The sequence below is a fragment of the Specibacter sp. NPDC078692 genome, assembly GCF_040686835.1.
In the GTDB taxonomy this organism is placed as follows: Bacteria; Actinomycetota; Actinomycetes; order Actinomycetales; family Micrococcaceae; genus Specibacter.
Genome location: NZ_JBFBLV010000015.1, coordinates 1 through 22,939, shown reverse-complemented (window position 1 = coordinate 22,939; position 22,939 = coordinate 1). Strand labels below are relative to the sequence as shown.

At 60.5% G+C, this 22,939-nt stretch carries 19 protein-coding genes and 1 tRNA gene; 7 read left to right on the top strand and 13 right to left on the bottom strand.

Translation table 11 applies throughout. The features are described 5' to 3' along the window. Window positions 1-25 precede the first annotated feature (25 nt). Window positions 26-877 carry a Nif3-like dinuclear metal center hexameric protein gene (locus AB0O97_RS11645; RefSeq protein WP_363882812.1) on the bottom strand — a complete coding sequence of 284 codons (852 nt, stop codon included), beginning with the start codon at window positions 875-877 and terminating at the stop codon, window positions 26-28. A gap of 414 nt (window positions 878-1,291) precedes the next feature. On the opposite strand from AB0O97_RS11645, the gene msrA reads away from it, so the two are divergent. The 3 genes from msrA to epsC all read left to right on the top strand — a co-directional run bounded on the left by msrA (window position 1,292) and on the right by epsC (window position 3,669). Continuing rightward, entirely contained in the window at window positions 1,292-1,816 is a 525-nt protein-coding gene (msrA, locus tag AB0O97_RS11640; RefSeq protein ID WP_363882679.1) for a peptide-methionine (S)-S-oxide reductase MsrA, read from the top strand. A gap of 104 nt (window positions 1,817-1,920) precedes the next feature. Further along, on the top strand, window positions 1,921-2,856 hold the full coding sequence (gene cysK / locus AB0O97_RS11635; RefSeq protein WP_363840372.1) for a cysteine synthase A: 936 nt from the start codon (window positions 1,921-1,923) through the stop codon (window positions 2,854-2,856). 225 nt (window positions 2,857-3,081) lie between these two features. Next, window positions 3,082-3,669 carry a serine O-acetyltransferase EpsC gene (gene epsC / locus AB0O97_RS11630; protein WP_363840375.1) on the top strand — a complete coding sequence of 196 codons (588 nt, stop codon included), beginning with the start codon at window positions 3,082-3,084 and terminating at the stop codon, window positions 3,667-3,669. A gap of 176 nt (window positions 3,670-3,845) precedes the next feature. Here the strand turns inward: epsC and gndA are convergent, their stop codons facing one another. The 4 genes from gndA to AB0O97_RS11610 all read right to left on the bottom strand — a co-directional run bounded on the left by gndA (window position 3,846) and on the right by AB0O97_RS11610 (window position 8,354). Continuing rightward, window positions 3,846-5,297: an NADP-dependent phosphogluconate dehydrogenase gene (gndA, locus tag AB0O97_RS11625; protein WP_363840379.1), complete on the bottom strand. Its 1,452-nt coding sequence runs from the start codon at window positions 5,295-5,297 to the stop codon at window positions 3,846-3,848. Window positions 5,298-5,436: 139 nt separating this feature from the next. Beyond that, entirely contained in the window at window positions 5,437-6,495 is a 1,059-nt protein-coding gene (locus tag AB0O97_RS11620) for an L-idonate 5-dehydrogenase (protein WP_363882676.1), read from the bottom strand. Continuing rightward, on the bottom strand, window positions 6,496-7,266 hold the full coding sequence (locus tag AB0O97_RS11615) for an SDR family oxidoreductase (RefSeq protein WP_363882674.1): 771 nt from the start codon (window positions 7,264-7,266) through the stop codon (window positions 6,496-6,498). Window positions 7,267-7,415: 149 nt separating this feature from the next. Next, the gene (locus AB0O97_RS11610; protein ID WP_363882671.1) at window positions 7,416-8,354 is read right to left on the bottom strand and encodes an NAD(P)-dependent oxidoreductase; all 939 of its coding nucleotides are present in this window, start codon (window positions 8,352-8,354) and stop codon (window positions 7,416-7,418) included. Between the two features lie 85 nt (window positions 8,355-8,439). Between AB0O97_RS11610 and AB0O97_RS11605 the strand changes: the two genes are divergently transcribed. Then, entirely contained in the window at window positions 8,440-9,504 is a 1,065-nt protein-coding gene (locus tag AB0O97_RS11605) for a D-2-hydroxyacid dehydrogenase (protein ID WP_363882668.1), read from the top strand. Between the two features lie 218 nt (window positions 9,505-9,722). Here the strand turns inward: AB0O97_RS11605 and AB0O97_RS11600 are convergent, their stop codons facing one another. The 4 genes from AB0O97_RS11600 to AB0O97_RS11585 all read right to left on the bottom strand — a co-directional run bounded on the left by AB0O97_RS11600 (window position 9,723) and on the right by AB0O97_RS11585 (window position 14,247). Further along, on the bottom strand, window positions 9,723-11,081 hold the full coding sequence (locus AB0O97_RS11600) for an MFS transporter (protein ID WP_363882665.1): 1,359 nt from the start codon (window positions 11,079-11,081) through the stop codon (window positions 9,723-9,725). Between the two features lie 131 nt (window positions 11,082-11,212). Next, window positions 11,213-12,007 (bottom strand): IclR family transcriptional regulator, encoded by a 795-nt coding sequence (locus AB0O97_RS11595; protein WP_363882809.1) that lies wholly within the window; start codon window positions 12,005-12,007, stop codon window positions 11,213-11,215. Window positions 12,008-12,719: 712 nt separating this feature from the next. Continuing rightward, entirely contained in the window at window positions 12,720-12,920 is a 201-nt protein-coding gene (locus tag AB0O97_RS11590) for a hypothetical protein (RefSeq protein ID WP_363882662.1), read from the bottom strand. A gap of 430 nt (window positions 12,921-13,350) precedes the next feature. Further along, window positions 13,351-14,247 (bottom strand): exonuclease domain-containing protein, encoded by an 897-nt coding sequence (locus tag AB0O97_RS11585; RefSeq protein WP_363845516.1) that lies wholly within the window; start codon window positions 14,245-14,247, stop codon window positions 13,351-13,353. An 870-nt stretch (window positions 14,248-15,117) separates the two neighbouring features. Between AB0O97_RS11585 and AB0O97_RS11580 the strand changes: the two genes are divergently transcribed. After that, complete coding sequence (locus tag AB0O97_RS11580; RefSeq protein WP_363882659.1) at window positions 15,118-16,107, top strand: alpha/beta hydrolase; 990 nt, start codon at window positions 15,118-15,120, stop codon at window positions 16,105-16,107. A gap of 277 nt (window positions 16,108-16,384) precedes the next feature. Then, entirely contained in the window at window positions 16,385-17,539 is a 1,155-nt protein-coding gene (locus AB0O97_RS11575; protein ID WP_363845531.1) for an IS1249 family transposase, read from the top strand. A 96-nt stretch (window positions 17,540-17,635) separates the two neighbouring features. Here AB0O97_RS11575 and AB0O97_RS11570 read toward each other — a convergent pair. From AB0O97_RS11570 to AB0O97_RS11555, 4 genes are all read right to left on the bottom strand, one after another. Beyond that, a tRNA-Val gene (locus tag AB0O97_RS11570) sits at window positions 17,636-17,711 on the bottom strand. A 77-nt stretch (window positions 17,712-17,788) separates the two neighbouring features. Further along, window positions 17,789-18,733, bottom strand: coding sequence for an NAD-dependent protein deacetylase (locus AB0O97_RS11565; RefSeq protein WP_363882656.1), 945 nt, complete (start codon window positions 18,731-18,733; stop codon window positions 17,789-17,791). 2 nt (window positions 18,734-18,735) lie between these two features. Next, window positions 18,736-19,215, bottom strand: coding sequence for a peroxiredoxin (locus AB0O97_RS11560; RefSeq protein WP_363845508.1), 480 nt, complete (start codon window positions 19,213-19,215; stop codon window positions 18,736-18,738). A 42-nt stretch (window positions 19,216-19,257) separates the two neighbouring features. After that, entirely contained in the window at window positions 19,258-19,677 is a 420-nt protein-coding gene (locus tag AB0O97_RS11555) for a DUF3052 domain-containing protein (protein WP_363882653.1), read from the bottom strand. 334 nt (window positions 19,678-20,011) lie between these two features. On the opposite strand from AB0O97_RS11555, the gene aceE reads away from it, so the two are divergent. Beyond that, window positions 20,012-22,753, top strand: coding sequence for a pyruvate dehydrogenase (acetyl-transferring), homodimeric type (aceE, locus tag AB0O97_RS11550; protein ID WP_363845502.1), 2,742 nt, complete (start codon window positions 20,012-20,014; stop codon window positions 22,751-22,753). The last annotated feature ends 186 nt before the right edge of the window (window positions 22,754-22,939 follow it).

The following is a 22,939-nucleotide window of genomic DNA, read 5'->3' as shown; positions in this document are numbered from 1 at the left end:
TGCTGTGATTGTTCTTGGTAAGAGCCTAGTTCCCGGGAGTCAGAATAAAGTCCCAGGGGTCCGTGTTGGTCTGGCTTAGTGCTAGTTCCGCGGCAAACCCCTGGTCACCGAGTACATTGCCAAGAGCCACCATGGCGTTAGGTAGCCACAACCATTCGCTGGCAAAGTGTGAAAGATCAATCAGGTATGGACGTCCATCAAGCCGTGCCTCGCGGGCTTCAGAAGCTGGGTGGTGGCGCAGGTCTGCGGTGACAAACACCTCCGCATCACTGGCTCGCACCGCATCAAAGAGGCTGTCCCCGGCGCCACCGCAAACAGCAACCTTGCGAACGAGTGCGTCTTTGTCCCCTGAGACGCGCACGCCCCCGGCCACGGCGGGCAGGGTCAAGAACACCTTAGCGGCAAGGTCACCGAGCTTTTCTGGAGTCGGCAGGAAACCCACCCGGCCAATCCCCTCTTCAGCCAATCCATTGGGTGCCGGCATGAGCGGCAGAACGTCGTCGAGTTTCAGGATGTCGGCCAGGACATCAGAGACACCGCCCACGGCACTGTCGCCGTTGGTGTGCACCGTCAACAGAGCGCAGCCGCCCTCAATCAGGCTATGGATGGCCCGACCCTTCCCGGTGGTGGCGGCCACTGAATTAACACCCTTGAGCAATAACGGGTGGTGGGTGATGAGGAGTTGCGCTCCCCACTCCAGCGCTTCTTCAATGACCTCAAGCGTGGGGTCCACAGCAAACATGATCCGGTCCACTCTGGCTTCGAGGCGCCCCACCACCAAGCCCACACGGTCCCAGTCCTCGGCGAGCGATTCCGGCCACAGTTCTTCTGCCGCCAGGAGGACATCGGAAAGGACAGGGCTCTGTAAAGGATTCACAGGCTCAGCGTTGAGTTCCGAATCCGCCTCTACTCCAGGCTCGGGCACAGTGAGGAGTTCAGTGACGCGTTCAGTGACGAAAGAATCGTCCGTTACGTCTTCTTCCGATTCCAGTACGTCCGTGCCACCCTCATCGTCACCGATGATGCCAGTGCCGTCCATGCCAGTGCCATCGCCAGCCTGATCAGCGAAGCCATCTTCACCAGAGGATTCCGCGCCTGAAAAAGCGGCGTCTGCGCCAACTACCGGCTGTTCCGGAATGTCGGCGACGTGGGCACCTGCATCACTTCCGGCGTCGGACGTGGGAAAAGTTGGTTCCTTGCTCATACTTCTACCTTACTGTCGGGCAGGAGCTGCAGCACACATCAGCGCCGCCCGGGAATCTTGAGAGCCATTAATGACTTATAAATAACCATGAAGACTTTTGTATTGGGCGGCGGCTGCTTTTGGTGCCTCGATGCCGTATATCAGATGACCCGCGGCGTGGAATCTGTGGTGTCCGGCTATACCGGCGGCGCCATTCCCAACCCGAGTTATGAACAAATTTGCACAGGAATGACCGGCCACGCCGAGATTGTCTCCGTCACTTTTGACGAGACCATCATCCCGGCGGACGTCATTTTGGACATGTTCTTTATCCAGCATGACCCCACCACCTTGAACCGCCAGGGATACGACGTCGGCACTCAGTACCGCTCGGTCATGTACTACCGCGATGAGACCGAGGAGGCGGAGTTCCGGGCTGCGATTGAGCGTAACCAGCCGCTGTTCTCGCACCCGATCGTCACCGAAGTCAGCCGACTCGGTGTGATCTATGAGGCCGAGCACTACCATCAGGACTTTTACGCTCAGCGGCCCGAGGTTGGATATTGCCAGGTCATTATCAACCCAAAAATTGCGAAAGTTAGAAAACATTACGCGAAGTGGCTCACCGCCTAGAACCAAACTAAGGTACTCGATACGCTGACGACTAAGCACAGCGTCGAGTTTCTTGCATCGAACTCACGCACTCCCCCGCTTCACAGACTGATTAAGGACCACACATGGCACGTATTTATGACAATGTCACCCAGCTGGTTGGCGGCACACCGTTGGTGCGCCTGAACCGCCTGACCGAGGGCCTTGCCGCCACGGTCGCTGTGAAGCTGGAATTCTACAACCCGGCCAACAGCGTCAAGGACCGGATCGGTGTCGCCATTGTCGACGCCGCCGAAGCCTCCGGCGAACTCACGCCCGGCGGAACCATTGTTGAAGGCACCTCCGGCAACACCGGAATCGCCTTGGCGATGGTCGGCGCCGCACGCGGCTACAAGGTCATTTTGACCATGCCGGAGACCATGTCCACTGAGCGTCGCGTCATGCTGCGCGCCTACGGGGCCGAGATCGTCCTGACACCGGGTTCTGAGGGCATGCGCGGCGCTGTGGAAAAGGCGAAGGAAATCGTCGCCACCACCGAGAACGCCATCTGGGCCCAGCAGTTCGCCAACCAGGCCAACTCTGACATCCACCGCACCACCACCGGTGTGGAAATTTGGGAAGACACCGACGGCGCCGTAGACATCCTCGTTGCCGGCATCGGCACCGGCGGCACCATCACCGGCGCAGGCCAGTACCTGAAGTCCCGCAAGCCGGGCCTGAAGGTTGTGGCTGTTGAGCCCATCGATTCAGCAATCCTCAACGGTGGCGCACCCGGCCCGCACAAGATCCAGGGCTTGGGCGCCAACTTCATCCCCGAAATCCTGGACCAGGACATCTACGACGAGGTTTTGGACGCCACACTGGAAGATTCCGTGGCTTTCTCCCGCGCACTGGGCAATCAGGAAGGCATCCTCGGCGGCATCTCCGCCGGTGCCGCAGTATGGGCTGCCATCGAGCTCGCCAAGCGTGAAGAAAACGCCGGTAAGCTCATTGTCGCCGTGGTCCCCGACTTCGGCGAACGCTACATTTCCACGGTGCTCTACGACGACATCCGGGGCTAGCCTCCTAACGTCTCCCGATGTTCTTTTGTTCTGCCGCTGGCGCGCCGGAACATTGGGCCCGGGCTGTAGGCCCAAATTGTGGACCCAAGTGTCCACATTGTGGTTAGCCGGAATTTTTCCCGCATTACTGACGCTATGTCGGTAATGCGGGTCTTCTGGTCTGTGGCCCCAAATACATGCAAGCTCCGCCCTCACATGGTGACGGCGATAAACTGAAAGAAGTCTGTGGGATTTTTCGGCAGAATGCGTGAAGACCTCGAATCGGCCCGGTCACATGACCCGGCGGCCCGAGGCTCCATGGAGAACTTGTTTGTCTATTCCGGCCTGCACGCCATCTGGGTGCATCGGCTGACACACAAAATGTGGGCCGTTCCTGCCCTGCGTTTCCCCGCACGGCTCCTCTCGCAGATCACCCGCTCCCTCACCGGTATTGAGATCCATCCCGGCGCCACGATCGGCCGGCGTTTCTTTATCGACCACGGTATGGGTGTGGTCATTGGTGAAACCAGTGAAATTGGCGACGACGTCATGATCTACCACGGTGTCACCTTGGGCGGGCGCTCCTTGGAGAAAACCAAGCGCCACCCCACTATCGGCAACCGGGTCACCATTGGTGCCGGTGCCAAGGTCTTGGGCCCTATCAACATCGGCGACGACTCTGCCGTGGGCGCCAACTCCGTCGTGGTCAAGGACGCGCCAGCCGCTTCAATCTTGACCGGCATCCCTGCCACCATTCGGCATCGCGACGCCCGCAAGGAAATGGCCCCGGCTGTAGATCCTGCCGAGTACATTGACCCTGCTATGTGGATCTAACTTCGTTTTAAAGTTCGACGGCGGCCGGTGACCTTCCTAGGGAAGGTCACCGGCCGCCGTCGTTCTCAGCCAGATGGGCCCACAGGCTCAAAGAACCCCCGAACCAATGGGCCCACGCCCGCGAGGGCCCCAAGTTAAAGACGCGCCAGCGTCTTCAACTTGGGAGCGGGTGGGGACTAGTGTGTGTCGACTGCTTCGATCTCGGACTTGTCGCCACTCCACTGGGTGTGGAAGGTACCTTCAACGTCAACACGGCTGTACGTGTGGGCGCCGAAGAGGTCGCGCAGGCCCTGGGTCAGTGCGGCGGGCAGGCGCGGGCGGCGCAGGCCGTCGTAGTAAGCCAGCGAGGAGGAGAACACCGGAACCGGAATACCCAGCTGAACGGCGGTTGCAACCACGCGACGCCAAGCCGGGAGGACTTCGGCGATTTCTGCCTGGAACGCCGGAGCGAACAACAGGTTGGCCGGCTTCTCATCAGCAGCGTAAGCCTTGGTGATGTCCTTGAGGAGCTCGGCACGGATGATGCAACCACCACGCCACAGCGAAGCAATCTCATCCAGCTTCAGATCCCAGTTGTACTCGGTAGCTGCGCTGGTGAGCATGTCGATGCCCTGTGCGTAGCTGATGAGCTTGGAAGCGTAGAGTGCCTGGCGTACGTCTTCAACGAAGTCGGCGCCCAGTTCAACAGCAACCTCGTGGCCGGCCAGAACTTCCTGGCCGATGGCACGCTGATCACGCTGTGAGGAGAGACCGCGAGCAAAAACAGACTCGGCGATGGCGGAGATGGGCGAACCCAAGTCCAGGCCGGACTGAACCGTCCAGCGGCCCGTGCCCTTCTGACCTGCGGAGTCAACGATGACGTCAACCAACGGCTTGCCGGTCTTGGCGTCAACGTGGCCCAAAACTTCAGCGGTGATTTCGATCAGGAAGGAGGCCAGCTGGCCTTCGTTCCACTTGCCGAAGATCTCTGCCTGCTCGGCCGGCTCGATGCCAGCGGCGCTACGCAGGAGGTCGAAAGCTTCACCAATAACCTGCATGTCGGCATATTCGATGCCGTTGTGAACCATCTTGACGAAGTGGCCGGCGCCATCGGTGCCGATCCAAGCGCAGCACGGCTGGCCATCAACCTTCGCGGAAATCTTTTCCAGCAGCGGGCCAAGAGCATCGTAGGATTCCTTGGAACCACCGGGCATGATGGATGGGCCCAGAAGAGCACCTTCCTCACCACCGGAAACGCCAACGCCTACAAAGTGGAGGTCCTTCTCGGCCAGTGCGGCTTCGCGGCGGCGAGTGTCCTGGTAGTGCGAGTTGCCGCCATCGATGATGATGTCGCCAGCTTCCATGAGCGGAACGAGCTGATCGATGACGGAGTCAACGGGGCCGCCAGCCTTGACCATGATGAGCACGCGGCGCGGCTTTTCGAGGGAGTCAACGAGTTCGGCCAAGGTCTCCGTGCGAACGAATTCGCCTTCGCTGCCGTGGGCTTCGAGCAGTGCGTCAGTCTTGGCGACCGAGCGGTTGTGCAGCGCAACGGTGTATCCGTTGCGAGCCAAGTTGCGTGCCAGGTTGGCGCCCATAACGGCCAGACCTGTAACACCGATCTGTGCAGTGCCAGTTAGTTCAGACATACTACCTCCAGGGTGAATTGAATAGTTTCCTACAGCTTATCGGTAATGGGTCCAGTTCCCCACCTCATTCCATGATTTGGATACGTAACATTACGCAAGCCACATGGGCAAGCTGGCAATCGGATGCCAAAATTCAGACTCAATCGGCGAAGTTGAGCAGAACTTTCCCCGACTGAGCCGAGTTCTTAGCCATATCAAATGCAGCCAAGGCGTCGCTGAGTGCGAATTCATGCGTAATCACGGGTTCCACAAAAAGGGAACCGTCAGCCAAAGCGGCAATCACCTCGGCAATTTCCTCATTGAAGCGGAATGACCCCAGGAGCTCAAGCTCGCGCGTGATCGCCAGTGAGATGGCAACCGGTTGCGCACCGGATGGGAGCAAGCCCACCATGACAACTCGACCACCGCGCGTTGCGCCATTGATGGCCGTTCCCAAACCAAAATGGTTTCCGGAGGATTCAATCACCACATCGGCCTCGATTGCGGCAATTCTCTCGGCATCCGGTGCCAGCAGCAACACATCAGCGCCCACGGCCGCAGCAATGTCCAACGGCCTCTGATGCATATCGACAGCAGTGATATGGCTAGCCCCAGCGCGCTTGAGAACGGCAATTGCGAGGGTTCCAATGGGGCCACAGCCCACTACGAGCGCCGATTTTCCACGCACGTCACCGGCCCGAGAGACGGCATGCCAGGCCACGCTGGCCGGTTCGATCAAGGCTGCCAAGCGCAAGGGCAAGGAATCCGGCAGCACCCGCAGCATGCGAGTAGGCAAGTTCGCGTAGCGCAGGAACGCACCATCGGTGTGCGGATGGCGTGCAGCGCTCCCCAGATAGGTGCAACCCGGGGAAAGGTTGGGCCGATCAGCCGGGTACCTCGCCGCACCCGGGGCCGGGGTGGCCGGATGCACGGCGACGGGGGTTCCTACGCCAGGTCCGGTGCCATCCGCGGCCGCACGGGCCACGACGCCAACCACCTCGTGGCCCAGCACCATGGGGTCCTTCAAAATGGATTCCCCGGCAGCTCCGTGCAGCCAGTAGTGCAGATCAGAGCCGCAGATGCCGCCGTAGGCAATTTCAATGACGGCCTCGTCGGCACGCGGTTCACCCAACGTCACCTGGTCAATCCGCAGATCGTCCTTGCCGTGAGCCACGACGGCCGCAGCTGTCACGGGAAGCGGGAGTTGTTCGTTCGCCATTTAGACCACCACCGTCATGCCGCCATCGATGAAGATGGTCTGGCCGTTGACAAAGTTGGAGGCATCGGAGGACAACCAGACGGCCGGCCCCACCAGGTCTTCCACGGTGCCCCATCTGTTGGCCGGGGTGCGGCCCAGGATCCAGGAGTTGAACGTCTCGTCATCGACCAGGTTTTGCGTCATCTCGGTGTGAATGTATCCGGGCGCGATGCCATTGATCTGCAGGCCACCGCTGGCCCATTCTGCCGTCATGGCACGGGTCAGGTTTCGCAGTCCACCCTTGGCCGCGGTGTAGGCAGCGATGGTGGGGCGGGCCAGATCTGTCTGCACCGAGCAAATGTTGATGATCTTTCCGTGTCCGCGTGCCAGCATGCCGCGGGCAGCTTCGCGGCCCACGAGGAAGGCGCTGGTCAGGTCGGTGCTGATGACCCGATCCCAGTCCTTCACATCTAGCTCAAGCAACGGAACCCGGTGCTGAATTCCGGCGTTGTTGACCAGGATCTCCAGCGGCCCCACATTCTCCTCCACCCAGGCAATGCCTTCCGCGGCCGCCACACCGTCAGTCACATCGAAGGCGACGGAGCGAATCTGCCCCTCGGCAAAATCCGCGGCCATGACGGCCTCGGCTGCTGCCAGACGCGTCGGATCAATTCCGTGAAGCACCACGGTTGCCCCGGCCTGAGCCAGTCCACGCGCCAAGGCGTTGCCAATTCCGCGGCTTGAACCAGTCACCAGGGCCACCCGGCCGGTCAAGTCAAACAATCCACTCATCAATTCTGTCCTTAATGGTTTTCTAGTCTTAGTCGATCTCGGGCTTCAATGATTTTGAAGACTTTCAAAGGTCCGACGGCGTACGGCTCACCCAAGCGGTGGTCACCGCGCACGTGTCACCGGCACACGAGCATGTCACCGCGCACGTGTCATCGCGGCGAAGGCTTGTTCCCGGTGCCGAGCCGCGCGATGGTTTCCCGCACCACTGTCAGGTCCTGGTCCCCCAAGCCCTGATCCTTCAGGGTGCCGTACAAGGCGTGTCCCGCACTAGCCATGGGGGTCGCGGAACCAACTGCGGCGGCACTTTCCAGCACGAATCCCAAGTCCTTGTGCATGAATTTCGCCGGGCCGGTGGGTGTGTAGTCCTTGGCCGCGATCTTTGGCCCGCCGAGCCGCAAGACGTTGCTGCCGGCCAGACCGCCGGCCAACACCTCAAAGAGCGCCGGAACGTCCATGCCTGAGGATTCGGCGAGCTCCGCCGCCTCGGCGAGGGCTGCCATGGTGGTTCCCACCAACAACTGGTTGCAGGCCTTGGCTAGGGATCCGCTGCCGAGTGGACCCAGCAGGCGCACGGTGGTGCCCATGCTGTCCAGTACTGGGGCGATGCGCTCAAAGTCGGCAGCGTCTCCTCCGGCCATGATGGCCAGGGTGCCTTTTTCGGCACCGACCGTGCCTCCGCTGACGGGAGCATCGATGACGGTCGCCCGGCCACCGGAGGCCTCCGCTACCCGGGCACCAAAAACTTGGACGGCCTGCGGGGAGACACTGCTCATGATCACCACGACGGTTCCCTGTGTCGGGGGCGCTTCTCGCCATGCGGCTAGCAGCGGCTCCGCAGCTTCTTCAATAAAGCCCAAGTCCGGGAGCATGAAGATGATGACGTTGGCATCTCGCAGTTCGGCCACGCCGGACGCGGTCCGGGCACCCTCTGCGGCTAGCCATTCGAGCGCTGCAGCCGAACGGTTCCACACCGTCACGTCCCAGTCGGCGCGGAGCAGATTGGCGGCCATGGGGGCACCCATGTGGCCCAGGCCGACAAAGCCAATGGCGGGCGGGGCCTGACGGGGGGAATCAGTGGTTTGCGTCATTGAACACCAGTCCTCACAACTTTGTGGTTTGGTTCTTAAAGTGACTCATCGCCACATTTGTTCAGTATTCTATCCGCAATTCAGTATGATGAACATCATGACGCCTAATAATCTCACCGTTGCGATTGCCGTACCGCTCGAAGCCGAGCATGTGGAGGCCATCCGTGCCGCCAATCCGTCCGTGACCGTATTGTACGAACCCGAGCTGCTCCCCCAGGAGCGCTTCCCCGCCGATCACGCCGGCGATCCGGCGTTCAAGCGCACGCAGGAGCAGGAAGCTCGCTACTGGGAGATGCTCCGCAGTGCCGACGTGCTCTACGGCTTCCCCAACGAGAGCCCGGCCGGGTTGGCCGAAATTGCCTCCAGCGAGAAGCTCCAGTGGATCCAGGCCATGGCCGCAGGTGCCGGCGGAGCCGTCAAGGCAGCCAAACTCTCCGATGTGGACCTTGCCCGCATCAAGATCACCAGCTCAGCCGGCGTGCACGGCCTGCCGCTGGGTGAGTTCGCCATGATGGGCGCCCTCAACGGCCTCAAGCGCAGCGCCGAATTGGCTGCTGACCAGGCCGCCAAGCACTGGCCCGAACTGCGCACCCCCACCCGCCTGGCCCGCGGCTCCAACGTGGTCATCACCGGCCTGGGCGAGATCGGCCTCGAAACCGCCCGTCTGGCCCGCGCCCTTGGCATGAACGTCAGCGGCACCAAGCGCACCGTGGAGCCCATCGAGGGAATCGAGACTGTCACCGACACCGCCGGGCTGCCCGGCCTCGTCGCCACGGCCGACATCCTCATCAACACCCTCCCCGGCACCCCCTACACGGAAAAAATGATCAACGCCGAGATCTTCGCCGCCATGAAGCCGGGCACCATCGTGGTCAACGTGGGCCGCGGCACGGTCATTGACGAGGATGCGCTCCTTGAGGCTCTCAACAACGGCCAGGTTTCCTACGCCTGCCTGGACGTGTTTGCCGTCGAGCCGCTGCCGGAGGCAAGCCCGCTCTGGGAGCACCCGCGCGTCATGGTCTCCCCCCACACCTCGGCCCTGAGCTCCGCCGAGAACCGCCTGATCGCCGAGCGCTTCATGGAGAACCTGGCGCGCTTCCAGACCGGCACCGAGTTGCTGCACACCGTGGATCCCGTCCACTTCTACTAACCGCACTTGCTCAAGGGGAGCCTTCCGTTCGCGGAAGGCTCCCCTTTTGCGTGCCCGCACCCTGTTTTGCCCGCACCCTGGTGGTGACTTGCCCTCTTAAAGTACGACGGCGACAGGCTGGCTGCCAGCGCCGGACGGGACCGGCGTCGTCCATCACCAAACTCGGTTAAACGCCAAGTGGCACCCGCCGGAGCAGGTGCCACTTGGTCAACGGAAGGCTAGGAGGCGTCCTCAACCAGGTTCAGGTCGCGGGCCGCGGTTTCCGGTGTGAAGAACGTGGTCACGAAGGAGATACCGGCCAAGACCGCTGAGTACACGGCGAGCACCAGCCAGGAGTGGTTGGTGACAGCCAACAGGGCGACTCCAACGATCGGCGCAATGCCACCGGCAAACACGGCGGAGATTTCACGGCTCATGGCGACGCCTGTGAAGCGGTGGGTGGCCCCGAAGAGCTCGGGAAGCATGGCACACTGCGGGCCAAGCATGGACTGCACGCCGATGGAAATACCCACCACCATGACAGCCCAGACAAGCCAGACGTTACCCAAGGTGATCAGATAGAACGCCGGGAAGGCAAAGAGCAGCTGGAACAGTGCACCGTAGCGGTAGACCTTGACGCGGCCAACGCGGTCGGAGATCGCACCGAAGGAAATGACCATGACCGCGGCGAATCCAGCCGCGATCAGCAGGCCCACGGGACCGATGAATTTGTCCCCTTCAAAGACGCCGCCCTTGGCAGCCATGAAGCCGACCAGGAGGGTGGAGTAGATGCTGGAGTTGCCGTTTTCGCCCATGCGCAAGCCAATGCCGATCAGGACGTTCTTCTTGGAGGTGCGCCACAGCGTGCCGAGCGGGTTCTTGGTGACGTTCTTGTGCTTTTCCAGCTCCTGGAAGACCGGGGTTTCCTTGAGCTGGAGGCGGATGTACACGGCAACGCCGATCAGCAGGATGCTGGCCAGGAACGGCACACGCCACAGCCATCCTTCAAGCACTTCGGGATGGGCCAGGCCGAGGAGCGCGAAGGTTCCGGCACCCAGCAGGGTGCCCACCTGGATGCCGACGAACGGCAGGGCGGCGAAGAAGCCGCGGCGTTTGCGCGGAGCAACTTCGGAGATGAGGGTTGTGGCACCGGCCTGCTCGGCTCCGGCGCCCAGACCTTGCAGGATGCGCATGAGTACCAGCAGCACGGCGCCCACCATTCCCGCCTGTTCATAGGTGGGCAGCAGGCCGATGGCGAAGGATGCGCCACCCATGAGCGCGATGGTTAGCAGGAGTACCTGCTTGCGGCCGAAGCGGTCGCCAATGTAGCCGAATACCAGGCCGCCGAAGGGTCGGGCCGCAAAGCCAACGCCGTAGGTGGCGAAGGATGCAATCAAGGCGCCCGTGTCGCCCAGAGGAGCGAAGAAGAGGGGGCCGAAGATCAGTGCCGAGGCAAGGCCGTAGATGTAGAAATCGTAGTACTCGAGCGCCGAACCAACGGAGCTGGCGAGGGTGGCCCGGCGCAGCTGATCCGGATCCACCTTCTCGTCTACTGTCGAGGCGGCGCCGTGGGCTGGGCGTAGCGGTTGTGTAGTCACTGATTCTCCCTTGAAACTTACCGAACCACCATTGATTCAGGCAGGCGACAACGACCCTAAGGTCGATCACTATGTTGAACAGCGTACAACATGTTGAACGGAAGGCCAAGAGGAAAATGTTATGTGGCTCACTAGCCCATGGGATTGCCCAACATCTTGGACAGCTCCACGAGCTCTTGGACCATTGCTGCGCGCTGCACATCGGAGAACGTGGCCTGCAGAGCCGTCACTGACACGCCGAGGCTGGGGCCGTGCGAGCCACGAGTAGGAACGGCTACGCCAAGGCTCACCACGCCCAAGGTGGACTCCTCATCCTCAAAGGCATAACCCTGGGCGCGGATGGCTGCGATCTCGGCCTTGAGCTCTGCACCGGTCCGCAGTGACTTGGGTGTCAGAACAGGGAGCGCAGACTCGTCGGGGTACAGCCGATCCAGGTCATGGTCATGCAGCCTGGCAATAAGGGCCTTCCCCACGGCACACAAAGAGACGGGCATTTTGTCCCCAATGTTTGAGGTCAGCCGCACGGCAGGATGCCCTTCATAGCGGGCCAAGTAAATGACATTCTCGCCGTCGAGCATGGCAATGCGCACCGTCTCGCCCTTGAGCACTGGGGCGGCTTCACAAAAGCGGTAAAACTCCCTGACCTCGTCGCGGCGGCTCAGGTAGGCAGCCCCGAGCTCCACCAGCTTCACACCCAGGGCATAGTCGGAACCGACGCGGGTAATGAGCTCGGCATCCTCAAGCGCCTGCAACAAGTTGGACGTGGAGGATTTGGGGATGCCCAGCTCGCGGGCAAGATCACTGAGCGTCAACCGGCCCGTGACCGACTGTGCCAAGGCGTCAAGCACTGCGGAAGCGCGGGTCACGGCAGGGGCAGGAGATCCATGGCCTCGCACTTCACTGTTCCTGCTGGGTATGGCCTGAATTTCGCTCACGTAGTTATCCTCGACGCTGAAGGTTCCCGGGAGAGCCCGGAGCGGTGCTCTACCGCTCACTTACAGTACATTGAAGTGGACAGTTTTCATCATACTGTTCAGGCAAAGAGGTAGAACGTCCACTCTTGTGTTTTTTCCGGCATGCCGGTATATTCGTTTGCAGACCTTCCACTGTGGCGTCCCCCAATAGCCACAGTGGAAGGTCCTCCACGTTAACTCTGCATTCTCAGGGGTTAGTGGGTTAGCAGCCAAAATGTGCGTACCGTCCGGGCGTGTCAGTGGCTTCCACGATCGCCATCTTCGAGTCGCCATATCTGGCCCCGAGAATGCGATTAAACGGGCCATATCTGGGGACTCGAGTACAGGGGCTAGCGGCCAAAATTCGAGATCCGGGTTAGCAGTCAAAATGTGTGTACCGTCCGGGCGTGTCAGTGGCTTCTGCTTGGAAACAGCAGATGATGCGCTGAACCTGTTCGAGGCTGCAGAAGACGCGACAAATTCGCGATTTTCATCGCATCATCTGCGTTTTCAACTCAGCGCGTTTAGTCCACTCGATGGCGGTTAACGCCGTCGCAAACTCCGATCAGAAACGATCTGGAAATTCTGCGTGTCAGTTTGCATCCCATCGAAACAAGCGTTATATTTTTAGTACTGGTTCCCCACCACAGCGTCCCCCAATAGCTGTGGCGGGGAACCTTTCACGTTAACCATCCCCCATGCGCCACGTCCCACCATGATGGTCACGTTCAAGGTCCATGGTGACAAGTTCGTTGCGCTGATTGCGCCGCCATCGCGCCTGCACCCGCCAAACCTGCACATCCACACGCCCCTGCCCCTCGGGCATCCGCTGTACTTGGTTCCACCATGGCGTGCGTTCATACCAGCGCAGGGGTTCGGCATCCACCGTCCACACCCTGCCATTGCGCCGCACCGTCACAGGCCCCCTCACTCGTGGTTTCCACCAACACTTGTTCCGCAAGTTCAATCATGGGAAGGACGCTATGGAGTGGGTGTGACATTCTGGCAGCCTCTCGCCTCAGACGGTGCCAGCCTGTCTCAGACGGCGAAAGGACGGCGTTCGCGAAAACGGCGGGCTCCGGGCTAACACCCGCCGTTTCCGCAAACGCCGTCCTTTTGTGACTGTCCATCTTGTGCACGCCAAGTGCGACGGCGGCCCCAAGCGGGAGCGCCACATTTACGCCGTGAATGTCAGCTTTGGCAACGCCCAGCGCTGGCACGCCGCGCGCACAGGCTTGTCACTCGCGCACAGGCTCACCTCCGGCACTCCGTACGCCGCCCAGACGCGTTGCTCCGCCTACACATGGCGCTCCGTGTTATTTGAATGCCATGAGGCGCAGGAACTGCACTTCATTGATGACCATGATTTCCTGGCCGGCAGCCGCAAGCTCCTGCGCCCTCTTGATCTTGGCGCTGGGACGGGCAACAGCAGCTCCGTCGGCGCTGACCACCAGGGTGACCTTCTTCGTGGTGCCGTTGGCGATGGTTGCGCCCTTGGCTGCGGCAGCGTTCTGGGCCTCCGCACGTGGCATGGCCACCAGGTCACCACTAAAAACAATGGTCTGCCCATAAAGCGGCCCATAGGGGTTGGCCTGCATGTTGGCCTGCGGCAGGTCCGCCAGCTTGCGTGTGTAGCCCGCTGAATAATAGTTGGGCAGGGTTGATTTCGCTGTGGCAGGCCATAGGGCGGCAAGGTTCGATGCGCCATTGCGTTTGGCGAGTTCAATCGCGATGAGCGCGCTGGCACGCGCGTCGTCTCCGGCGTCGTGGTGGTTGAAGGCGGGAAGTTCCAGGGCACCGACCACGTCAGACAACGTGTAGTGGCCCAGCTCAAGGTGCGTCCTGGCCAACTGCAGGGTGCAATGAAAGTCCGCTGCCGGGGCCGGGAGCCCGCACGCCTCGTTCGCCTTGGAAATCACGGATTTCTCAAAGCTGACATTGTGGCCAACCAGCGCATCACTGCCGATGAAGTCCATCATCGGTCCGTGGATGCGGCGCCAGTCGGGCATGTTGCGCACTTGGGCTGCGGTGATGCCGTGGATGCCAACGTTAACAGGGTGGAAGTCGTCGTAGCCAGGCAGCGGCTTCATGAGCCAGGAAACCTGTTCAACCACGACGCCGGCGCGCACCTTTGTCATGCCGACGGCACAAGCGGAGGCCCGGAAGTTGTTGGCGGTTTCAAAGTCGATTGCGGTGAACGAGATGTCCTGCATGCACTCCCCTATTAAGCGTGTGGTCCAGACAATCCTAGTGTCTGCCAAGGCAAGGAACCCCGCTGTTCTTCACCGTGACGGTGTTGAATGGCGGGGTTCTTCTTTGGTGGGCCTCCGTAGGTGCTTCTCAATCCCTTTTGAGTGCCTCGAATTGTGCTGAACTGCCCTCCGGTTACGCAGACGGTGTGCCTGTGCGTGAGTTGGAGGCGAGCTTCAAGATTCACCGTGCAACGGCGTGCGTGATCGCACGTCGAGCAGGTCATGCAGTTTTCCTGGGGTGGGGTTGGCGTGCTCGTCGCCTGGTGGGTGCACCTGACCTCCTCAAGGTGAGGGGCTCGTCAAGGTGTCGGGCTCGTCGAGGTGTCGGGCAGGGGTGCGTTGTGGTCATTCGCTGCCATTGCGGACACCCCTGATGGGGGTAGCTATTACCAGTCGCGCACGGTACACCGGGGCGACTGTCCACGACAACCCCCGCACCCAAAAAGAACTGCGCCTGATTGTTGTCCGGTACGGATCTCGCGCCAATTTGGCGTGCGGAACCATGCCGGACCCGCGTAATCACGGCAGCAACATGGATTGCCACTTGTTCGTCATATCGCGGCGCGTGGCCATCCCAAGTTCCTTGCTCACTCTGCCAGGTACCCCGAAATTTCACGCGGATATTTCTTCGTGAGGCAAGCGTGAGAGTTCCCGGACTTTTTAGATGAGTCTCGTGCTGGGTCTGTTGAGTCTCGTCGCGGTGGGCTGTAAATTTTCGTCCATGAGCGTACGATGACGAGGTAGTGGTCTCGACATTGGAGGCTTCCGCTGTCACGGGTGACATGTACTGAACACGGTGAGGCGGTTGCTCCCTGACGAACGGGACTTTCCATGTCGATGCAGCGACGATACATCCACACACTTTACGCGGCGTGCCTCGCTGCCTTATTGAGTTCTACCTTGCTGACTTCATGTGCGCCGCCCCTGACTGACGCGCCGACGTCGCCCGAGCCAGCCAACCCAAGTACAGAGGTGGCGGGCCTCTTCAATGTCGGTAATGGTCGGCAAATGTATCTCGAATGCCGGGGAACGGGGTCCCCAACTGTCGTGCTGGTCTCGGGGCAAAGAGCGTCGGCTCAGGACTGGATGGAGGTCGCCGACGGTGTCGATGGGCCAGCCGTGTTCGAAGATGTCCAGCAGCACACTCGGGTGTGCGCCTTCGACCGTCCAGGAACTCCTGTCGGAGAAAGCTTCAGCCGAAGCGACCCCGCACCAATGCCGACGAACGCCCGCGCGGCCGTCGATGACCTGCATGCGCTCCTCGCCGCAGCGGGAGAAAGCGAGCAGTTCGCGCTCGTCGCGCACTCGATCGGTGGACTCGTAGCGCGCCTATATGCCTCAACCCACCCCGATCAGGTGCTCGGGCTCGTGCTCGTGGACGCCACCTCGATCGAGATGCAGGATGCGTACAGCCCTGAGGACTGGGCGATTCAACTTGCGCTTATCAATGGTGACACCAGCGAGATGCTCGTGGAGTACCCTGATATCGAACGATTCGATATCCAGGCTAGCTTCGATCAGGTTCGGCAAGCTCCGCCGATGCAGCCCATGCCGTTTACCGTCATCTCTGCAGACCACCCATGGGGGCCGCTCGTCGAGGAGTCCGTCGCGGCCGGCGGACAACCGCCTGAGGTGCCTGCTGACTTTGGGTACAAACTCGACGCAGTTTTAGTCAAGTCGCGGGCAGCAGTTGCCGCGCTCCTACCGGATACCGTGATTATCGGCGACACCGACAGCGGTCACATCGTGCACCAGGAACAACCGCGCATCGTCGCTGACGCTATCGTGGATCTCATCGAACGTGTTCGCGCTAAGGGATAGCATCCACTCGGAATCTATTCTGTGGCTGCATGACCTTGGCCGCACTCGAGTCCCCAGATATGGCCCGTTTAATCGCATTTTCGGGGCCAGACATGGCGACTCGAAGATGGCGATCGTGGAACCCACTGACACGCCCGGACTGTACACACATTTTGGCCGCTAACCAAGGATCGACGCAGACAACGGGTTAGCGGCCAGAATGTGTGTATGAAAAGTGGCTTTCGGCCAGTAATCATATGGGATGCAGGGCCCTGTACATGCTTTGAAAGCATGTATGGTGACAGTTCCCAAGAATCACCCCAGGTGTGGTGTATGTACCAAGAAGCTCGTAAAGAATGGCAAGACCAGCGCGGGAAGAACTAGGTGGCGGTGCAAGTCCTGTGGTGCTTCCAGCACCCAGTCACGTGTCGATGTCAGCAAGAAAGCAGAGTTCACAGCGTTCCTGTCCTGGATCACCGGCAAGGACCGTCAGGAAGCCCATGCAGGCTCCGCACGCACCTTTAGGCGTCAGAGTGCATGGTGCTGGGACGTGTCCCCTACAGCCGTCCTGAGCGGTGAAATACACCCCCAGATCATGCTCGACGGAACGTACTTCAACGACTGGTGCGTGCTGGTCGCCTACACCGGCAACCACGTCATCGCCTGGCAGTGGTGCGACAGAGAAAAACATGCGTCCTGGTCTGCCCTGCTGCAACAAATCCCGGCGCCTGCGGTCGCCATCGTTGACGGGCATAAAGGCCTGGAAAGTGCGCTGCGCGAGCACTGGCCAGAGACGAAGGTGCAACGGTGTCTTTTTCATATCCAGCAGAACATTCGAACACACCTCACGATGCGCCCAAACCTCGATGCCGGCAAGGAATTACTGGCATTAGCCAAGGCCCTGACACCGATCCAAGACCTTGACCAAGCCGCTGTCTGGGCCGGGGAATTCGCTTCCTGGGAAGCACGCTGGGAGTCCTTCTTGAAGACCCGAACCTACGCGAAGAAGAACGGCGAGAGGCCCTCCCATATCGGCACGAACCAGCAATGGTGGTTTACACATCTACGCCTGCGTCGGGCCCGCGGAACACTGGCCACGGTATTGAAAAATGGGCACCTGTTCACCTGGCTCACCGCCGCCGCTAACGAGCACAAGATCGACCGCACCACCAGCCCCTTGGAAGGCGGAATCAATGCCGGCCTCAAGCACCTTCTACGCGATCACCGTGGTCTCACAGACCACCACGCCAAACGAGCCGTTGACTGGTACCTCTACCTCCACAGCGAGTCCCCGAAAGACCCCTGGACGTTCGTGAAACCCAGCCACTGGCAGCCCCAAAGAAAACAGACCAAAACCATCGAAGAGCCCATCGGGCCAGCCCTCTACGACACAGCCTTCAGCCCCGAAGACGGAAACGGAATCCAACAAGGATGGGGCGGAAGAAGCCGATGACACGCCCGGGCCATACACACATTCTGGCCGCTAACCCCAGACAACAAAATGCCCGCTATACCTTGCCAGATTGGCAGGGAATAACGGGCATTTCCTTGGTGGGTCCTACCGGGATCGAACCGATGACATCCACGGTGTAAACGTGGCGCTCTACCAGCTGAGCTAAAGACCCATTCACTGTTCAGACTTTCAAGCTTTGCGCTTGTTGGCCTGACCAACGAGAAACTACTTTACACGACGTTTTACCGTTTACGCCAATCGAGCCCCCAGTAGCCGTGTGAGATGGCTCATAGTCTCCCCTACGCCAAGCTCCAGCTTTACTGTTGCCAGCGAATCCCCACGGGTTTCACCCCTGTTGATGATGATGACGGGTTTGCCATCCTTGGCAGCTTTCTTGGCGAATCGCAGGCCCGAGAGGACCGTCAGGGAAGAACCGGCAACCACTAACGCCTCTGCGGCATCGACCATGCTGAAGGCCCGCGCCACTCTATCCTTGGGAACATTTTCACCGAAGAAGACAAAGTCCGGTTTGAGCAGCCCACCACATAGTGGGCATTTGGCTACGTTGAACTCTGCAATGAGCTGCTCACTGGCCAGATCGGCGTCCGCATCTGGCGCCGCAGAAACCCCACCCGCAGCTTCGACGGCATCCAAAAATCCGGGGTTGAGCTCCTTGAGAATGATGGCCAGAAAAGACCGTGAATAGCTTGTGCCACAATCGGTGCACAGCACCTGATCGAAGCGACCGTGGAGGTCCAACACGTTTTCGGCCCCGGCAGCTTCGTGAAGCCGGTCCACATTTTGGGTCACAATGCCGCTTAGCAGCCCAGCGCGTTCCAGCGCTGCAGCGGCAAGATGCCCGGTGTTGGGGGTGGCTGAGCGCATTTTCGCCCAGCCCACGTGGTTCCTGGCCCAATACCGGCGTCGGAGCTGGGGATCCCCCATAAACTCTTGGTACGTCAGTGGATTTCGGGGCGGCGCGGCCGGCCCGCGATAGTCAGGAATACCGGAATCGGTGCTGATGCCGGCACCGGTGAGCAGAGCGAACGGTTTGTTACTCAGCATTGCGGCAACACCGTCCAAGGCGCTCATATCAGCACGGCTCAACGGGGTCGCGTTACTCTCGCGCGCTCTACCGTCCACCGACTCCTGCACAAACCCAGTTTGGCCAATGCCCGGGCGCACACTATCCATCGTTACAACCGCTCCAGTGACGCTCGATACCGAGCCAAAGGACGGGCTTCTCCCGTGGAAGTGCTGAATATATCGGCGATAATTCCGTCGGCGGTGACCAAAAAACTGCTTCTCCCCGCCATGCCTCGAGCAGCATCAAACACGCCGTACTCCTGCGCCACCTTGCCGTGCGGCCAAAAATCAGCCAGCAGGTCAAAGGTGTAGCCCTGCGCTGCCGCGTAGGCCCGAAGTGTGTATTTGGTGTCGATCGAGACGGCCAGCAGGCGCACTCCGGCGTCATCAAAGTCGCCCAGACTTTCCTGCAACGCAGCTAATTCCCCTGTGCAAATACCGGAGAACGCAAAGGGATAGAACACCACCATGACAGCGGCGCCACGCAACCCAGCCAGCGAAACTGGCTCCCCAAACTGGTTGGGTAAACAAAACTCAGGGGCAATGTCCCCGAGCTTCACTCCTAGGTGCCCGACGCCGTCGTCCATCATGGAGAATCCTGTCTGAACTCGCCTCGTGACAGTGACACGGACCTACTGGCGTTTGCGCGGAGCAAGCCGCGTTGCAGCCCAGTCCGTGGACACGCCAGCGGTGGTGGTGACATGGAGGCCAGCGGTGGGGGCAGCTTCCTGAATGTCCGACGGCGGGACGTAACCATCGCGGCCTTGCTTCGGTGTCAGAATCCACACCACCCCGCCTTCATCCAAGGTGGTCAACGAGTCGACGAGGGCGTCCACGAGATCGCCGTCGTCCTCTCGCCACCAGAAGATGACTGAATCTACGACGTCATGATCCTGCTCATCAAACATTTCCGACCCAATGAGGGCCTCAATGCTGTCACGTAGGTCAAAATCAACGTCGTCGTCGTATCCGAGCTCCTGGATGAGATCGCCATCCTTGAACCCTAAACTGCCTGCCACCTTGGCAACAGTGCCGGCGTCGGCCTCACTCACGTTATTTCCTCCTGCGGTCAACGCTTGCGCGCTGGATTGTTGGTCAATGAACCCCAGTCTAGGGGGTGAGCCCACCTTGCCTCCACTTAACGTGTTGCTGGCGGCTACCGAACTCACCCCCCTTGGGGAATGTTGTGATTTACCTTACCTACTTTGTTCAGGGTTTGTTCACGGTTCCCCACATTGGGCGCACCGACGACACAGGCAAGTGCGCCGAAGCAACTTCATGCAAGAGCCACAGCTACGCACAAGCGCTTCCTCCGGTCTACAGTGTTAGAACACGCCCATGGCCACAGCTTTGGGCGCCCCACACTGCTTTTAAGAGAGGTTGGACGTGGCTGCAGGAGACGAAAGCTCCCATATCCTCAGCGGGTTGACAAACCAGCTGCCTGATCGCGATCCGGAAGAGACAGCCGAATGGCTTGAGTCCCTGGATACGTTGATTCAGGAACGGGGCACTGAACGTGCCCAGTTCATCATGCGTAGCCTGCTGCAGCGGGCCGGCGCGCAGAGCGTCGGCGTGCCTATGGTCACGACCACCGACTACGTGAACACCATCCCAGTCGATCAGGAACCTGAGTTCCCCGGCAACGAAGAGATCGAGCGTAAATACCGCGCATGGCTGCGCTGGAATGCCGCGATCTTGGTGCACCGTGCACAGCATCCTGACATTGGCGTCGGTGGACATATCTCCACCTATGCCGGTGCGGCAACCCTGTACGAAGTGGGCTTCAACCACTTCTTCCGCGGCAAGGACCATGCTGGCGGCGGTGACCAGGTCTTCTTCCAGGGCCACGCCTCCCCCGGCATGTACGCACGCGCGTTCCTAGAAGGTCGCCTCAGCGAGGAGGACTTGGACGGATTCCGTCAGGAAAAGTCCAAGGAAGGACACGCGCTGTCCTCCTACCCGCACCCGCGCCTCATGCCGGAGTTCTGGGAATTCCCCACGGTTTCCATGGGCATTGGCCCCATGAACGCCATCTACCAGGCGCAGTCCAACCGCTACCTGCACAACCGCGGCATCAAGGACACCTCCGACCAGCACGTCTGGGCCTTCTTGGGCGATGGCGAAATGGACGAGCCCGAATCACGCGGCCTGCTCCAGCTTGCCGCCAACGACAAGCTGGACAACCTGACCTTCGTGATCAACTGCAACCTGCAGCGCCTCGACGGTCCGGTGCGTGGTAACGGCAAGATCGTTCAGGAACTCGAAGCGTTCTTCCGCGGTGCCGGCTGGAACGTCATCAAGGTCCTCTGGGGCCGCGAGTGGGATGACCTGCTCGAGCGTGACACCGACGGTTCACTCGTGGACGTCATGAACACCACGCGCGACGGCGATTACCAGACTTACAAGGCCGAGTCCGGCGGATTTGTGCGCGAGCACTTCTTCGGCCAGACGCCGCAGACCAAGGAACTCGCCGCTCACCTGAGCGACGATCAGGTCTGGAACCTCAAGCGCGGTGGCCACGATTACCACAAGGTTTACGCCGCCTACAAGGCAGCCATGGACTTCAAGGGCAAGCCGACAGTCATCTTGGCCCACACGGTCAAGGGCTATGGCCTGGGCACACACTTCGAGGCGCGTAACTCTACGCACCAGATGAAGAAGCTGACCTTGCAGGACTTGAAGGACTTCCGGACGCACCTGCGCCTGCCCATCTCTGATGAGGTTTTGGAAGCCGATCCGTACCGTCCGCCGTACTACCACCCGGGTATGGACACACCGGAGATCCAGTACATGATGGATCGCCGTCGCGAATTGGGCGGCTCTGTTCCGCAGCGTCGCAGCAAACACACCGAGCTGACCCTGCCGGGCGAGAAGACCTACGAGGTCGCTAACCGCGGTTCCGGCAAGCAGCAGGCAGCTACCACCATGGCGTTTGTGCGTTTGCTCAAGGATTTGATGCGAGACAAGGAAATCGGGCAGCGCATTGTCCCGATCATCCCGGATGAGGCACGTACCTTCGGTATTGACGCCTTCTTCCCGACCGCGAAGATCTACAACCCCAACGGTCAGAACTACTTGTCCGTGGACCGCGATCTGGTGCTGGCCTACAAGGAGTCCATCTCCGGACAAATTGTGCACGCAGGCATCAACGAGGCCGGTTCCGTAGCTGCGTTCACCGCAGCCGGAACCGCCTACGCAACCCATGGCGAACCGTTGATCCCGATCTACGTGTTCTACTCCATGTTCGGTTTCCAGCGCACCGGCGACAGCTTCTGGGCCGCCGGTGACCAGATGACCCGTGGCTTCATCATTGGCGCCACGGCCGGCCGCACAACCTTGACCGGTGAGGGCCTGCAGCACGCTGACGGTCACTCCCCGCTCCTTGCCTCCACCAACCCTGCCGTGGTCACCTATGACCCCGCGTACGGTTACGAAATTGGCGCCATTATCAAGTCAGGTCTGGAGCGCATGTACGGGCCGGATTCTACGGATCCTAACGTCATGTACTACATCACTGTGTACAACGAGCCGATTGTGCAACCCAAGGCTCCGGAGAACATGGACGTCGAAGGCATCGTCAAGGGCCTCTACCTGCTCAAGAAGAGCGAGCACGAGGGACCGCGCACGCAGTTGCTGGCTTCTGGTGTCTCTGTGCCGTGGGCTTTGGAAGCTGCGCAGATCCTCGCTGACGAGTGGGGTGTGGCCGCCGATGTTTGGTCCGTCACCTCATGGAACGAGCTGCGCCGCGACGCAGTTGCCGCCGAAGAGGACGCGTTCCTGCACCCGGAAAATGAGCCTCGTGTTCCGTACATCACCGCCAAGATGGCAGACGCACACGGTCCGGTCATTGCCGTGACCGATTACATGAAGGCTGTGCCGGATCAGGTTCGTCAGTTCCTGCCCAACGACTTCGCCACCTTGGGCGCCGATGGATTCGGGTTCTCCGATACCCGCGCCGCGGCCCGCCGCTTCTTCAAGATCGACAGCCACTCAGTGGTTGTTCGCACCTTGCAGATGTTGGCCAAGGACGGCAAGGTCGACGCCGACGCACCCCGTCAGGCGATCGCCAAGTACGATCTGCTCAACGTCAATGCCGGCACCACCGGTAACGCTGGCGGCGAAGGCTAGTCCTGATCTAACTAGGACTGACCCTGGGCTAATACTCGCGCTACTTTACGGTAGTTGAGTTGCTGCATGAAGGGCGGTTGGTGTTGCTGTAGAGGTTCTACAGCAACTCCGGTGGAGCCCGAACGGCTGGCACCGCGGACGGATTCCAGTGTGGGGCCCGGCAGCGACAGCCGATAGGTTGGCCAC